Origin of the sequence: Proteus sp. fly-1067 (assembly GCF_040139345.1) — a bacterium.
Classification (GTDB): Bacteria; Pseudomonadota; Gammaproteobacteria; order Enterobacterales; family Enterobacteriaceae; genus Proteus; species Proteus vulgaris_B.
Map to the genome: position 1 here is coordinate 13,558 of NZ_JBEEUL010000013.1, position 15,546 is coordinate 29,103.

Here is a 15,546-nt window from a genome sequence, read left to right on the forward strand (position 1 = left end):
ATGCAAAAAAAACAGCGCTCTCCACTCTCATTACGAACACGATTTTTACTTGCAACGAGTGCTATTATTTTAGCTCTTACACTCTCTTATGGGTTGGTTGCTATAGTCGGTTCTATTGTCAGTGTAGATAAAACCACTTTTATGCTGATGCGTAGTCAAAGTAATCTTTATTACAGTTTAGCCCAGTGGAATAAAGGCAAGCTGAATATTGAATTTCCAACAAATTTGAATAATAACAATACATCGCTGGTGGTCGTTTTTGATGATAAAGGTAATGTCTTATGGACACCTTCTGATTTACCTAAAGCCATTCCTAATAGCATTAAGCATAAATGGCGCCATGAAGAAGGGTTATTTGAAATTTCGGTTGATGTCAAAACAACTCGTTTAATGCTACAACAGTTGCCTCAATACCGTGTTTATCTCAAACGACTCGAAGAATATTCAAGTAACGAATTTTTAACTCACTCCGTGGTAATTAATCATTATCCTGCGGCTGATAATATGCCTTATATGGCAATCGCGGTTATTGATCCTATCCCTCAGCGCATGCAAAAAGTCAGTCAAGTTTGGGACTGGTTTTTATATATTATTCTCGCTAATTTATTTTTAGTTGTGCCTTTAATTTGGTTAGCTGCACACTGGAGTTTACGGCCTATAAAACAAGTGATAGAACAAATCAGTGCATTAGAAAAAGGTACACGTAATGATTTGGATGAAAACCCACCAACCGAGTTAAAAGGCTTAGTTAGAAATTTAAATGTGTTATTGCGTAATGAACGAAGCCGTTATAGTAAATATCGCACAAGTTTATCTGATCTTACCCACAGCTTAAAAACGCCACTCGCCGTATTACAATCAACATTACGCTCTTTACGATCAGGTAAGCAAATGACGATAGAGCAAGCTGAACCTATCATGCTTGATCAAATAGAACGAATTTCACAACAAGTCGGTTATTATTTGCATCGAGCATCTATTCATGGTGATCACGACATTACCACGCGAAAACTCCATTCACTATCAGGGTTGTTAGATAATCTTTGTAGTGCATTAAGTAAAGTTTATCAGTCAAAAGGCGTTGATTTAACACTCAATGTTTCACCTGAAATCATGTGGTTAGGTGAGAAAAATGATTTTATGGAAGTGATGGGCAATATTCTGGATAACGCTTGTAAATACTGCTTAGAGTTTGTTGAAATCAATGTAAGTAATAATGAAAACAGCGTAATAATGATTGTTGATGATGATGGCCCTGGTGTTAGCTCTGAAAAAAGAGAGATTATTTTCCAGCGAGGAACAAGAGCAGACACGCTACGACCGGGGCAAGGTTTAGGATTATCTATCGCGGTAGATATTATTGAACAATACAGTGGCGAAATTACTATTACCGATAGCCCTTTAGGTGGCGCTCGTATCACTGTAATCTTTGCTGAACAGCAACTTACCACTGAGCGTGAATAACCATTCATGATAAAAAATGCTTTTTTATCAAACTCCCCACTCCGTATATTGCATTATGTATGATATCTGCTCAGTTATTACAGTGTTACTCGCTATTACTCACATTGCTCAAAGTAATGTTTAGCAGGAAGTTAGAATTCATTATACTATGGCTTCAGGCTTCCCGAATTCAGGATATACACAATGGACTATAAACTTAATTTAGATTGGCAATCATTTCTCGAAAGCCATTGGCAAAAACGCCCTTTATTAATTAAAAACGGCTTCTCACGTTTTGTTGATCCTTTATCTCCTGACGAACTTGCTGGTCTTGCAATGGAAGATGAAGTGGATAGCCGTCTTGTTAGCTGTCAAGACGGACAATGGGGAGTCAAACATGGGCCTTTTGAGCACTTCGAAGGACTTGGTGATAAAGATTGGTCTTTACTTGTACAAGCCGTCGATCACTGGCATTTTCCTAGTGCGGCATTAATGAAGCCATTTCGTGTATTACCTGATTGGCGCATTGATGATTTAATGATCTCTTATTCTGTTCCCGGTGGTGGTGTAGGCCCGCACCTCGATCAATATGATGTCTTTATTATTCAAGGACAAGGTCGTCGTCGCTGGCGTGTGGGTGAAAAAATCCCGATGAAACAACACTGCCCTCACCCTGATTTACTTCAAGTTGACCCTTTTGAAGCAATTATTGATGAAGAATTAGAACCGGGTGATATTCTTTATATCCCACCTGGATTCCCACATGAAGGCTATGCGATTGAAGAGTCGCTAAACTACTCTGTAGGTTTCAGAGCGCCTAATGCTCGTGAACTTTTCAGTGGTTTCGCTGACTATGTGTTAGCAAATGATTTAGGCAGCTATCGTTATAGTGATCCAGACCTAACACCGCGTGAAAACCCAGCATTAGTGCAACATCAAGAATTAAATAAACTTCATGACATGATGGAAGATTTACTTGCTCAACCAGAAGTATTCCGTCATTGGTTTGGTGAATTTATTTCTCAATCTCGCCATGAACTTGATCTCGCAGTTCCAGAACCTTTATATGAAAATGCAGAAATTCACGATTTACTGCAACAAGGTGAGCAACTCCATCGTTTAAATGGTATTCGTGCGTTACGAGTTGGCGATAACTGTTTTGTAAATGGTCAATTGATGGATACTGATCATATAGAAGCGGTAGATGCGCTTTGCCAATATGATTATATTAATAAACAACACTTGGGTGATGCATTAGCTGATCCAAAATTTGTACGTTTATTAACACAGTTAGTGAATCAAGGTTATTGGTATTTTGAAGATTAATTATCACTAATTATAGTGATAAGTTATAAAGCCCAGCCATGTTAATGGCTGGGCTTTTTTATTACTCAATATCTTAAAATATCTCTGATTTTAAAACTCAGCGAATTAAATAATTTATAGATCCTTTTAAAAGCACTCTTGTATTATGAAAGAAAAAAGGAATTGAGACAAAAAAAACACTTTGTAAGAAAAAGAGTAATAAAGTGTGCTTACTATTTGTAATAAATAAAGAAAATAAAATTATAAAAGTGATAGCGAAATAACTAAAAATAATAATAAATGAATGCTTTTCAGACTTTCTGATTAAATATTCACTTTCATTATTAATATAATTTTCTTTTTGTTTATTTGATTTAACTTGTTTTTCAATTATGGGGTCAACTAATTTTTCTGAAATCGAATCCATTCTACTACCCTTATAGTATCGTTTTATAATAATTATAAATGAAATATGAACATTCTAATTTATCAATCTATTACGATAAAATAGCGTATATTTTAAGTTTAAAAAACTCATGATTAGCACTATCATTATTATAAAGTAGTTTTATTTTAGATTAAGTAAACCCATTCAATTTATTTCAGATTTATTTTAAACAACCTCTCCTATTTTATTTTATCAATTACCCTTAAGATAGAATTAAATTAAGAATGTAAATAAATAATCAAAACTAACAAGGTAGCTAAAAAAATAATAGCCGACATATCGGCTATTATTTTATTTTCTGAGCTATACAAGCGATTAATTAATCACTTTAGCCTTTTCTCTTTCAGCCGTAATTTCAGCAATACGCATGATCACACTCACCGCAGCTTCCATTCCTTCTAAAGAGATAAATTCATGCTTACCATGGAAATTATACCCGCCCGTAAAAATATTTGGGCAAGGTAATCCACGATAAGAAAGCTGAGCACCATCTGTGCCACCACGGATAGGCTTGATGTTAGGCTCAATATCACAATCAATCATCGCTTGTTTTGCAATATCAATAATGTGTGGGAATTGAACAACTTTATCATGCATATTGTAATAACTATCATCAATAGTCAGCTCAATATAGCAATCTGGGTGTAAACCTTTACCAACTTTTTCTGCAATCGCAATCATATTCTGTTTGCGTTTTTCAAATACGTTACGATTAAAATCACGGATAATATAGTGCATTTCCGCTCTTTCTACCGTTCCTTTAATACTTTGAAGGTGATAAAAACCATCATAACCCTCTGTATTTTCAGGCGTCTCATCAGTCGGTAATTCTTGATGAATGCGCGTTGCTAATCCTAATGCATTTACCATCACCCCTTTTGCACTCCCAGGGTGAACATTGTTACCAACAATTTTGATATTCACTGATGCAGCGTTGAAGTTTTCATATTCCAATTCGCCAACACCACCACCATCAACGGTATAAGCCCAGCTTGCACCAAATGCATTTAAATCGACATAATGCGCGCCACGGCCAATTTCTTCGTCAGGTGTGAACGCAATACGGATATCACCATGAGGTCGGTTCGTTTCTTTTAAACGCACCATAGCGGTAATGATTTCAGCAATACCCGCTTTATCATCAGCGCCTAATAAGGTTTTACCGTCTGTGGTGATTAATGTTTTACCAATCATGGAATGTAAGATTGGAAACATAACAGGTGATAACACTTCATCACCAATACCCAATGCAATATCTCCGCCACGATAATCTTCAAGCACTTGTGGTTTTACATGCTTACCAGAAAAATCCGGCGCTGTGTCAAGATGCGAAATAAAACCAATCACAGGCACTGGCCAAGAGACATTGGATGGCAAACTTGCCATTACACATCCTTTGTCACTGAGTGTTACATCAGCAAAACCCAGTTTTTTTAATTCTTGTGCCAATGCCTTAGCTAGTTTTAGCTGACCATCACTGCTTGGTGACATTTTTGAAGATGGTTTTGATTGTGTATCAAAATTAATATATTCAAAAAAACGTTCTAATAATTTATCCATTTTGCCCCCTAAGATCTCTCTAATAACAATAATAGGGAACTCTATAAAATAATTATTGCGTCAAATCAGCTTTAGGATCATTAATTAATTCAAACAATTTATGAACATATTCATCAACAACCTGACTTGCTGGCCCATAATGTTTTTCTTCAAACTGGCTTTCAACTAAACTTGGCTCAAGATTTAGCTCAACAGTATGAGCGCCAGCTAGCCTAGCTTCATGTACAAAACCCGCAGCAGGATAGACATTACCAGAAGTGCCAATAGAGATAAAAATATCAGCCTCAGCCAAAGCTCGATAAATATCATCCATGCCAATAGGCATTTCACCAAACCAGACAATATGTGGACGTAGTGGTGATGGAAATTGGCAACAATGGCAGTGATCTGTTGTTTCTAAATCACCTTTCCATTCAAAAACTTGGCGGGATTGTGGGCAACGTACTTTTAATAATTCACCATGCATATGTAAAATATGCTGACTACCCGCTTTCTCATGTAAATTATCAATATTTTGCGTTACAAGAAGGAAGTTATCTTTACCTAAGCATTGCTCAAGTTTTGCTAATGCATAATGCGCTTCATTTGGCTGAATTGTAGGTTGTTGTAATTGGCGACGACGTTCATTATAAAACTGCTGGACCAATTGTGGGTTGCGTTGATAGCCTTCAGGTGTAGCAACATCTTCAACGCGATGTTCTTCCCACAATCCATCTTCTGAACGAAATGTTTTAATTCCTGATTCAGCAGAAATGCCAGCCCCTGTTAATACGACAACTTTGGGTAAACTCATTTCATGTTCCGTTTTATGGGTGAGATGAAAATAACGACAACGTGAATGTTGTCGTCGTAAACTTTTGATCTTACGAAACTTCCTAAGCCGACGATGACGAAGTTTAAGTTTCATCATTACAATCCTTGGTTTTCAAATTTAAATATTGCGTTTCTAGCGTTACTATTTTAAGTGTTTTTTCTTCTTTGTATGTCAATAAACTTATTGTCCACTTAAAATTCTTGCAGGATCTAGTTTAGTGGCTCGACGAGCAGGATACCAACTTGCTATCAGGCTTAAGATCACAGTGGTGATAAATACAGAAAAAACATCAATCAAATGTACTTCTGAAGGGAGGAAATCGACAAAATAAACATCACCAGAAAGTACACTATGCCCTGTTAATGATTCAACAACAGAAACTAAAGGTGTCAAATTATAAGCCACTAATACACCAAAAATGACGCCTGCAATACAGCCAATCATGCCTGATAATAAGCCGTACCATAAAAAGATATTACGGATATGACTATCACGTGCGCCGAGCGTACGTAAAATAGCAATGTCACTGCTTTTATCTCTTACCGCCATAATCAGCGTCGATACAATATTAAAACAAGCCACACCAATCACTAAGATCATGGATAAATACATAATGCTACGGATCATTTGAATATCGCTATACATATAGCCATAGTCACTTATCCAACTTTTAGCATAAACATACTCTTCACTATTTAAACCCGCATTATGAATAATTTCATTAGCCAAAAACGGATCAACCGTTTTCACTTCAATTCCTGTAATACCTTGGCCGTAATCCATATATTGTTGAGCATCTGCTAGAGGAATTAATGCTAATTGGTGATCGAGCATTCCACTCAATTTAAATATGCCACTAACTTGTAAGCGAATACGTTTAGGCTGTAATAACTTAGTTGGATCATCATTATTCGGGATTAATACCGTTAGCCAATCACCCGGTTTAATTTTTAATGCGTCTGCAACACCTTGCCCAACAATAATTTGTTGCTTACCCGCACGAAAATCTTGCCATGCATTATTTTGTACATAGCGAGGTAATAAGCTGATATCTCCTTGTTTTTCAGGAGATACTCCCATAACTTGCACTGCTTTTAATTCAGTTCCTTTCTCTAACAATCCCGTTAATAAGATATACGGCGCGGCCGCGACAACTCCTGATGTTTTTTCAATTCGAGGTAATGCCGATTGCCATTGTACAAATGGCTGTTCTACTGAATAGATTTGCCCATGAGGCACTACCGATAAAATACGGTTTTTTAATTCGCGCTCAAAGCCATTCATGGCACTTAAGCCAATAATTAAAACAGCCACGCCAAGCATAATGCCCAGTGTTGAAATAACCGAGATTAACGAAACCATTCCCGCACGTTTTCGCCCTCTTGAAAAACGTAATGCGGTCACTAATGCAAGTGGCAATTGCGCCATTATTTCACTCCTGAAATCATATTTTGTGGCTGTAATTGACCATCTTTCATTTCAAGTTGACGCTGAAAACGAGCCGCCAGTGATAAATCATGCGTCACCACCAGAAAAGCAGTTTGCTTCTCTTTATTTAATTTAATCAATAACTCGAAAATACCTTCGGCGTTTTTCTGATCAAGATTACCTGTTGGTTCATCCGCAAGTACTAATGCAGGATCGTTAACCAATGCTCTCGCAATCGCAACACGTTGTCTTTCGCCACCTGAAAGCTCTGAAGGACGATGATGAGCACGCTCTTTTAAGCCAACCGCTTCAAGTAAAGACATTGCTTTCTCTTTCGCCTTTGCAACACTAACCCCACCAATCATTAATGGCATTGCCACATTTTCAAGTGCAGTAAAATCCGGTAATAAGTGATGGAATTGATAAATAAAACCCAGTTGTGTATTACGCAGGTCGGCTTTTTCTGAAGAAGATAATGTATTGAGTGATTGCCCTTCAAAGAAGACTTCGCCAGATGTCGGTGAATCTAAGCCACCTAATAAATGCAATAAGGTACTTTTGCCTGAACCAGAACTACCCACAATCGCTAAAAAATCGCCTTTTTCCATTTTAAATGAAACCGATTTCAGCACTTGGGTTGAAATTGTACCGTCTTGGTATTGTTTACACAGGGCGTGACAATCCAATAAACAATTTTTGTCAATTTGCATGTTTTTTTCTGATGCCATTGGCTGTTTATTAATAGAAGAATTACTCATAACGTAGCGCCTCTGCTGGCTGAATAGTCGCGGCCCGCCAAGACGGGTATAAAGTAGATAAAAGGGAAATCACAATGGCTGCAAAGCCAATCATAAATACTCTTCCCCATTCAAGCGTTGCAGGTAATTCAACACCTTGTGGAATAAGCCCTACCGCTGGCATAATAGTATTTAACTGGCTAGAGAGTAATGCCCCCAAAAGACCACCAGCAACTGCACCTAACATACCGGCACCAGCACCTTGCAACATAAAAATGGACATAATCTGGGAACGTTTTAAGCCCATAGTTTGCAAAATAGCTACTTCTCCTTGTTTTTCCATCACTAATAAAGAAAGTGAGGTAATAATATTAAAAGCAGCCACAGCAATAATTAAGCTTAATAATAATCCCATCATATTTTTTTCCATTTTAACTGCCTGGAAAAATTCACCTTTACGTTCGCGCCAATCTTTCCAACTTAAGTTTGTAGCTAAAGGCTTAGCACTGTATTTTTCAATATTGAGAGGATCAGAAAAGAAAAGACGCCACCCTGTAATATTACCAGGCTGATAACGCATTAAACGCGCCGCATCTTGTTGATTGACTAGAATTTGAGAAGCGTCAGCATCCCCACCACTTTGGAAAATACCTTTAACAGTAAATAATCGTTGACTGGGTAATCTTCCCATTGGAGTGAGTTGACTAACACTTGGCACAATCAGACGGATTTTATCCCCTTCTTTTGCTTTTAGTTGTTTAGCTAAGCCACTTCCTAAGATCACGCCATATTCACCCGATTTAAGCATAGAGAAATCACCATAACGAATATGTTTTGTTAAAGGTTCATCTTGTGCTTTTTCAATCCCTAACATGACACCAACGCTGATATTATCTTTACTCTGCAAAACAACATCACCTTCTACTAAAGGGACAACGTTTATGATACCTTCTCGCGTCAGTAGATTTTCGGCTATATTTGATTGTCGGGGTAATTGCCCGTTAGGTGATGTCACTATGGCTTGTGGAAGATAAGCAAGAATGCTTTCTTGCAATGAACGCTCAAAACCATTCATGACAGAAGTCACTGTGATAAGCGCTGCTACACCTAACATGATCCCTAAAGCGGATAGCCATGAGACGAAGCGACCGAACTTATCGACCGCGCGACCCCGCATATAACGGAGCCCTATATAAAATGAGACAGAATTGTACATGAAATCTGTGCTGTTCCTGTTGCTAATGCGAAGTGTTCAGGGATAATAAAGGGTAGTCTTACTGAATGGAACCACTCTATTCCCAAACTGTGGTTTTTCTTTTATCTTAACCTGCCCGCCAGTTTAAGCTTTAGCGAGTACGCTGAAGATGTGTTGGGAGTTAACTACAACAAAGAGTTCACATTACACGCTTATGTCCTCAGAATATCGTTATCAACTTCCTATAAAACAAGGGGATACTCGCCAGCTAGGTCAACTGACTGGTGCCGCTTGTGCTCTAGAATGTGCAGAGATCATCAAACGTCATTCTGGATTAGTCGTCCTTGTTACTCGTGACATGCAAAATGCATTACGTTTACAAGATGAAATCCGTCAGTTTTGTGATTATCCAGTAGAGACATTATCGGATTGGGAAACGCTGCCTTATGACAGTTTTTCACCTCACCAAGAAATTATCTCAAACCGCCTTTCTACGCTATACCGTATTCCATCACTTCTCAAGGGAATTTTAATCTTACCCGTCAATACGTTAATGCAGAAAGTTTGCCCTACGGATTATCTCGCAAGTCATGCGTTGGTAATGCAAAAAGGAGAGATACTTTCTCGTGATAATTTACGTAAAACACTCGATGAAGCGGGATATCGCCATGTAGAGCAAGTATTAGAACACGGTGAATATGCAACACGCGGTGCATTGCTTGACTTATTTCCTATGGGAAGTGAATTTCCTTATCGTATTGATTTTTTCGACGATGAAATTGATAGCCTGCGTACTTTTGATGTTGATACCCAAAGAACATTAATAGAAGTGGAGCAAATAAATTTATTGCCCGCACATGAATTTCCTACTGATGCCAATGCAATTGAGCTTTTTCGTAGTCAGTGGCGTGAGCGCTTTGATGTAAGACGCGATCCTGAACATATTTATCAGCAAGTCAGCAAACACATATTGCCTACTGGGATTGAATATTGGCAATCGCTGTTTTTTGAACAACCGTTATCTAACTTATTTGCTTATTTTCCTAAAAACACGCTGATAGTGACGCAAGATCTACAAGATTTTGCAGATAAATTCTGGCAAGACATCAACCAGCGTTTTGAAAGCCGTCGTGTTGACCCAATGCGACCATTGCTTCCTCCTGATGATATTTGGCTTAGTGTTGATAAATTTAATAAAGAACTTAAACAGTGGCCACGAATTCAACTTAAAACAGAAACATTGCCAGAAAAAGCTGGACAAACTAATTTAGGTTATCAACCACTTCCTGATTTATCGATCAACGCACAAAGCAAATCCCCTTTAGACAATCTACGTCGATTCCAAGAACAATTTTCAGGTAGTGTGATTTTCTCTGTTGAGAGCGAAGGCCGACGTGAAACAGTACAAGAACTGTTATCACGGATAAAAATTGCACCTAAACAGATCATTGAGTTATCAGATGCCCAAGAAAAAGGAGCCTATTTTATTATTGGTGCAGCTGAACACGGTTTTATTGATAATCATCGTCAATTAGCCATGATCTGTGAAAGCGATATGTTAGGCGAACGAATTAATCGCCGTCGTCAAGACAATCGCCGAGCAATTAATACCGATACTTTAATTCGTAACCTTGCCGAATTAAGCATAGGTCAACCAGTTGTTCATCTTCAGCATGGTGTTGGACGCTATCAAGGCATGACAACCTTAGAAGCGGGAGGCGTTAAAGCTGAATACTTGATGTTAAGCTACGCAGGTAATGACAAGCTTTATGTCCCTGTTTCATCATTGCATTTAATCAGTCGTTATTCCGGTGGTGCTGATGAAAATGCCCCTTTACATAAATTGGGGGGCGATGCATGGGTAAGAGCTCGTCAAAAAGCAGCTGAAAAAGTCCGTGATGTTGCAGCAGAGCTGTTAGATGTTTATGCCCAGCGAGAAATAAAAACGGGATTTGCCTTTAAAATGGATAAAGAGCAGTATCACGCATTCCGACAAAGCTTTCCTTTTGAAACCACTCCCGATCAAGAAACAGCGATCAATGCCGTATTAAGTGATATGTGCCAAGCCATTTCAATGGACAGATTAGTCTGTGGTGATGTTGGTTTTGGTAAAACAGAAGTGGCAATGCGCGCGGCATTCCTCGCGGTTAACAATAATAAACAAGTTGCGATTTTAGTCCCAACCACCCTATTGGCCCAGCAGCATTTTGATAATTTCCGCGATCGTTTTGCCAATTGGCCCGTTAATATTGAGATGATCTCCCGTTTTCGCAGTGCAAAAGAACAGCAACAAATTACAGAAAAACTGGCTGAAGGTACTGTTGATATTGTCATTGGGACACACAAATTACTGCAACCTAGCATTCACTGGAAAGATTTAGGACTCCTCATTGTTGATGAAGAGCATCGCTTTGGCGTTCGCCACAAAGAACGCATTAAAGCCATGCGTGCTAATGTAGATATTTTAACACTGACAGCAACGCCTATTCCTCGTACGTTAAATATGGCCATGAGTGGTATGCGTGATCTTTCTATTATCGCAACGCCGCCTGCACGTCGTTTATCCGTAAAAACATTTGTGCGGGAATATGATGATTTAGTGGTACGTGAAGCCATCTTGCGTGAAACATTACGTGGTGGGCAAGTCTATTATTTGTATAACGATGTTGAAAATATTGAAAAGGCGCGTGAGAGACTGGCTACACTTGTACCTGAGGCACGTATTGGAATTGGTCATGGGCAAATGCGTGAACGTGAACTTGAACGTGTGATGAATGATTTCCACCATCAACGTTTTAATGTGTTACTTTGCACCACCATCATCGAAACGGGTATTGATATACCAAGCGCGAATACCATTATTATTGAACGTGCCGATCACTTTGGTTTAGCGCAATTACATCAGTTACGTGGTCGTGTAGGTCGTTCTCATCATCAAGCTTATGCTTATTTGTTAACGCCACATCCTAAAGCCATGACAAAAGATGCACATAAACGTTTAGAGGCGATTGCTTCACTAGAAGATCTGGGCGCCGGTTTCGCATTGGCAACACATGATTTGGAAATTCGAGGTGCGGGTGAATTACTTGGTGAAGAACAAAGCGGTCAAATGAATACCGTAGGCTTCTCACTTTATATGGAGTTATTAGAAAGCGCAGTAGAAGCCCTTAAAGATGGCAGAGAGCCATCACTTGAAGATCTCACTAATCAACAAACAGAAATTGAATTAAGAATGCCTGTCTTATTGCCTGATGATTACATTCCAGATGTAAATGTCAGACTCTCATTCTATAAACGAATTGCAAGTGCGATTGATTTAAATGAGCTTAATGATTTAAGAGCAGAGTTAATTGATAGATTTGGTAAATTACCTGATGCTGGTCGTTATTTACTGCGTAATGCGGCCATTCGTTTAAATGCCATGAGCCTCGGTATTACTCGTATTGAAGCCCATGACAAAGGTGGATTCATTGAGTTTGGCGAAAAAAATAAGGTTGATCCAGGCTATTTGATTAGCTTGCTTCAAGAACAACCTACAGTTTTCCGCTTAGACGGCCCATCTAAATTGAAGTTTATTATTGATTTAGCTGAACGCGAAAAGCGTCTTACTTTTATTGATGATATGTTAAGTGCATTCGATGATCATAAGATGAAATAACACGAGAGCTAACCGTTCTTTAAGCTAATAAAAAGGCGTAACTGAAGTGATCTTCTCCTTCATTACGCCTTTTTATATTATTGGTATTAATCTTTACGGCAAGGGACTTTTTCATTCATTGAACAATAGGGTTCTTGTTCTAAGATCAGCCTACCATCAGCATCTAAAGCAATAACTTCACCAGGTTTAAACGTGGTGCGCACTTTACCTGGCGTGCCATCGATAGTGTAAAGCACATCATAACCCACAGTTCTACGTTCTTGTCGATAAATAGGAATACACTCTTTGAATTGAGGATAAGGGAAATTTGCAATATTGCTGTTATTAAGTGCTTCAATCATGTAAAACACACGACATTCTTGCTCTGCTGGATGAAATCGTGACAATTTTTCGGGTGTAAAAGGTGTTGGTAAGCCGATTCGATGACAGTATTCTTCTGTCACAAATACCGTTGATTTAATCGGTGTAGCGGAAACGACATGAGCAAATTGAGGCTGGGGGAAAACCCACCTCCACGCAATAAATAAAAGAATAGCTAATGCAATGATTAGTCCTATCAGTGTGTACTTTCTGACATCAACACTCACTTTTACCCCTTTTTATCTGTTTTATCCTTAATTGCTACAGATATGCAATACAAAGCCACTGTTTTACGATAACTGGCTAATATATTTAGTATTCAATAAATGAACTCTCTATCTGATAGCTTAATTCAACATCCATGCTGATTAGCATAATAAGCAAACTACGTATTTATGACATGTTAAATACACCACTTATTTCTGTTTTAATTACTTAATTAAATAAATATCACCACTTTTTTAGGATTTACCTATTATATTAAGAGTGGTCTTAATTTATTTTTCTGAAAAAATTGAAATCGTTATACTATTTATAATACATCATTATGATAACACGAGGTTAACAATTGTTGCTTAGAAATATGTGGCATTTCATTTTAAATTCATATTTTAAAATTTATCTCCAAGACTTATGAAAATATTTTAATCAATTAAAATTGAGTAAAAATAACAAGTTAAGCTTAACTTTAACGTTTTTTACTTATTATATTTTTAATACAAATTAAAGAAATACCATAACACTTTATTTGATTAATTAATGAATTAAACATCATTTTTTATTTAAGAAAAGTCTTAAATAATTCAGCATAATAACCAAAAACAGAGCCGAGCTTTAATATTACTCATTTATTCTTAATGATAAAATTATATTTACTATTGTCTTATTGAACTTTAGAGTTACTGGTTATTTTTGATATAAACAGATAAATCATCTAGTCATTTATGCTGAGATTATTTATCTTATTTAGATATTCTCATTTAATTATTTAATTTGAAAGAAAAAACAGATAAAAAACCCTCATATTATATGAGGGTTTAAAAAGATAACTTTTGCCTTACTTGCAAAGCAAAAGATAAATTAATGAAGTTTTAGCTTAGGTCTGATCACTCTGTTGATAGAACCAACCAACATCATAAGCCCTGTTTTGATATAACCATGTAATGCAATTTGATGCATTCGATATAAAGAGATGTAAACAATCCGAGCAATCCTCCCTTCGATCATCATGTCACCTTTCATCAGATTGCCCATTAAACTTCCTACTGTACTAAATTTAGAAAGAGAAACTAATGAACCGTGGTCAGTAAACACATAATCTTTTAACGGCTTATTTTTTAACATTGCAATAATATTGCTATAACAGCGACTCGCCATTTGATGTGCCGATTGTGCTCTTGGTGGAACAAAGCCACCTTCTTTACGAGGACATGATGCACAGTCACCAATAGCAAAAATCGATTCATCTAAAGATGTTTGCAAAGTCGGCTTAACAACCAATTGATTAATACGATTGGTTTCTAGCCCTGCGATCTCTTTCATAAAATCAGGTGCTTTAATACCTGCTGCCCACACCATTAAGTCAGCATCAATATGCTCACCTTCTTTAGTGTTTAATCCACCTTCATCTGCACTTGTGACCATAGTTTTGGTCATGACTCGCACACCTAATTTTGTTAATTCATGATGTGCTGCGCTCGAAATACGTACTGGTAATGCAGGAAGAATTCGCTCTCCCGCTTCAACTAAAGTGATATTTAATGCAGAAGGCGCTAATTTTTTTAATCCATAACTATTTAATTGGCGCACTGCATTGTGTAGTTCAGCAGAAAGTTCAACTCCCGTTGCACCACCACCAACAATAGCGATATTCACTTTGCGATCTTCAGCTTGTGCATTAGCATCAGCTGAATATTTCAAAAATAAATTCAGCATTTCATTATGGAAACGATGGGCTTGTTGTGGGCTATCTAAGAAAATACAGTTTTCTTTAATGCCTGGAGTACCAAAATCATTCGATTTACTGCCTAATGCCATGACTAAAATATCATAATCAAGCGTGCGTTCAGGGACGAGCAATTCTTGGCCTTCATCATAGATAGCCGCTAATGTAATATTTTTTTGTTCACGATCAAGGCCCATAAGTGAGCCTAATTGGAAGTTAAAATGATGGTTATAACCATGAGCTAAATAACTTAACGCATCAACTCCATCGTCTAAAGAGCCTGTTGCTACTTCATGTAATAACGGTTTCCATAAATGGCTATTATTACGATCGACTAAGGTGATTTCTGCTTTTTTGCTGCGGCCTAATTTATTGCCTAATTTTGTCGCAAGTTCCAAGCCACCAGCGCCACCACCGACAATAACAATTTTTGTTAATGACATTTAACGTCACTCCATAAAGATATTTACTGTTGTTATTTAAATAGCCTTGGTGAAATCTACTTATATAACGACAGTTAAATCGTTTCGGCTGTTATTTTTGTTCTTAAACAAAGTAATTGGAAAGATGGTCATACCAAAGTTGATTTATATCAAAAATAGTTGAATATTCATATCTCTTTTTTGAAGAAATCGACGATAACGTACCTTTAT

At 37.5% G+C, this 15,546-nt stretch carries 11 protein-coding genes; 3 read left to right on the forward strand and 8 right to left on the reverse strand.

What is annotated here, in order from left to right; all coding sequences use genetic code 11:
- Positions 1-1,464 carry a two-component system sensor histidine kinase PhoQ gene (gene phoQ / locus ABN217_RS15535; RefSeq protein ID WP_197269340.1) on the forward strand — a complete coding sequence of 488 codons (1,464 nt, stop codon included), beginning with the start codon at positions 1-3 and terminating at the stop codon, positions 1,462-1,464.
- 183 nt (positions 1,465-1,647) lie between these two features.
- Positions 1,648-2,769 (forward strand): ribosomal protein uL16 3-hydroxylase, encoded by a 1,122-nt coding sequence (locus ABN217_RS15540; protein ID WP_072069880.1) that lies wholly within the window; start codon positions 1,648-1,650, stop codon positions 2,767-2,769.
- A gap of 97 nt (positions 2,770-2,866) precedes the next feature.
- Here the strand turns inward: ABN217_RS15540 and ABN217_RS15545 are convergent, their stop codons facing one another.
- The 6 genes from ABN217_RS15545 to lolC form a co-directional block, all read right to left on the reverse strand.
- On the reverse strand, positions 2,867-3,175 hold the full coding sequence (locus ABN217_RS15545; RefSeq protein WP_196553246.1) for a hypothetical protein: 309 nt from the start codon (positions 3,173-3,175) through the stop codon (positions 2,867-2,869).
- A gap of 336 nt (positions 3,176-3,511) precedes the next feature.
- Positions 3,512-4,756, reverse strand: a complete 1,245-nt coding sequence (gene pepT, locus ABN217_RS15550) for a peptidase T (RefSeq protein ID WP_196553247.1) — start codon at positions 4,754-4,756, stop codon at positions 3,512-3,514.
- A gap of 52 nt (positions 4,757-4,808) precedes the next feature.
- Positions 4,809-5,666 (reverse strand): Sir2 family NAD+-dependent deacetylase, encoded by an 858-nt coding sequence (cobB, locus tag ABN217_RS15555; protein ID WP_196553248.1) that lies wholly within the window; start codon positions 5,664-5,666, stop codon positions 4,809-4,811.
- 84 nt (positions 5,667-5,750) lie between these two features.
- Positions 5,751-6,998: a lipoprotein-releasing ABC transporter permease subunit LolE gene (gene lolE / locus ABN217_RS15560; RefSeq protein WP_349459593.1), complete on the reverse strand. Its 1,248-nt coding sequence runs from the start codon at positions 6,996-6,998 to the stop codon at positions 5,751-5,753.
- Entirely contained in the window at positions 6,998-7,708 is a 711-nt protein-coding gene (gene lolD / locus ABN217_RS15565) for a lipoprotein-releasing ABC transporter ATP-binding protein LolD (protein ID WP_072069987.1), read from the reverse strand. The genes lolE and lolD overlap by 1 nt, the downstream gene beginning before the upstream one ends.
- 40 nt (positions 7,709-7,748) lie before the next feature.
- The gene (gene lolC / locus ABN217_RS15570; protein WP_072069885.1) at positions 7,749-8,951 is read right to left on the reverse strand and encodes a lipoprotein-releasing ABC transporter permease subunit LolC; all 1,203 of its coding nucleotides are present in this window, start codon (positions 8,949-8,951) and stop codon (positions 7,749-7,751) included.
- 193 nt (positions 8,952-9,144) lie between these two features.
- Here lolC and mfd point away from each other — a divergent pair, with 193 nt between their 5' ends.
- Positions 9,145-12,588 carry a transcription-repair coupling factor gene (gene mfd, locus ABN217_RS15575; protein WP_196553250.1) on the forward strand — a complete coding sequence of 1,148 codons (3,444 nt, stop codon included), beginning with the start codon at positions 9,145-9,147 and terminating at the stop codon, positions 12,586-12,588.
- Positions 12,589-12,674: 86 nt separating this feature from the next.
- On the opposite strand, the gene umoD is transcribed toward mfd, so the two are convergent.
- Positions 12,675-13,175 (reverse strand): flagellar biogenesis regulator UmoD, encoded by a 501-nt coding sequence (gene umoD / locus ABN217_RS15580; protein WP_196553251.1) that lies wholly within the window; start codon positions 13,173-13,175, stop codon positions 12,675-12,677.
- A gap of 853 nt (positions 13,176-14,028) precedes the next feature.
- The gene (locus tag ABN217_RS15585) at positions 14,029-15,336 is read right to left on the reverse strand and encodes an NAD(P)/FAD-dependent oxidoreductase (protein WP_196553252.1); all 1,308 of its coding nucleotides are present in this window, start codon (positions 15,334-15,336) and stop codon (positions 14,029-14,031) included.
- Positions 15,337-15,546: the final 210 nt, after the last annotated feature.

Bases quoted from the DNA above. Each gene is read 5' to 3' on its own strand.
- ABN217_RS15585 (WP_196553252.1), bottom strand. From the start codon at position 15,336: ATGTCATTAACAAAAATTGTTATTGTCGGTGGTGGCGCTGGTGGCTTG.
- lolE (WP_349459593.1), bottom strand. From the start codon at position 6,998: ATGGCGCAATTGCCACTTGCATTAGTGACCGCATTACGTTTTTCAAGA.
- ABN217_RS15545 (WP_196553246.1), bottom strand. From the start codon at position 3,175: ATGGATTCGATTTCAGAAAAATTAGTTGACCCCATAATTGAAAAACAA.
- pepT (WP_196553247.1), bottom strand. From the start codon at position 4,756: ATGGATAAATTATTAGAACGTTTTTTTGAATATATTAATTTTGATACA.
- phoQ (WP_197269340.1), top strand. From the start codon at position 1: ATGCAAAAAAAACAGCGCTCTCCACTCTCATTACGAACACGATTTTTA.
- mfd (WP_196553250.1), top strand. From the start codon at position 9,145: ATGTCCTCAGAATATCGTTATCAACTTCCTATAAAACAAGGGGATACT.
- lolC (WP_072069885.1), bottom strand. From the start codon at position 8,951: ATGTACAATTCTGTCTCATTTTATATAGGGCTCCGTTATATGCGGGGT.
- cobB (WP_196553248.1), bottom strand. From the start codon at position 5,666: ATGATGAAACTTAAACTTCGTCATCGTCGGCTTAGGAAGTTTCGTAAG.
- ABN217_RS15540 (WP_072069880.1), top strand. From the start codon at position 1,648: ATGGACTATAAACTTAATTTAGATTGGCAATCATTTCTCGAAAGCCAT.
- lolD (WP_072069987.1), bottom strand. From the start codon at position 7,708: ATGCAAATTGACAAAAATTGTTTATTGGATTGTCACGCCCTGTGTAAA.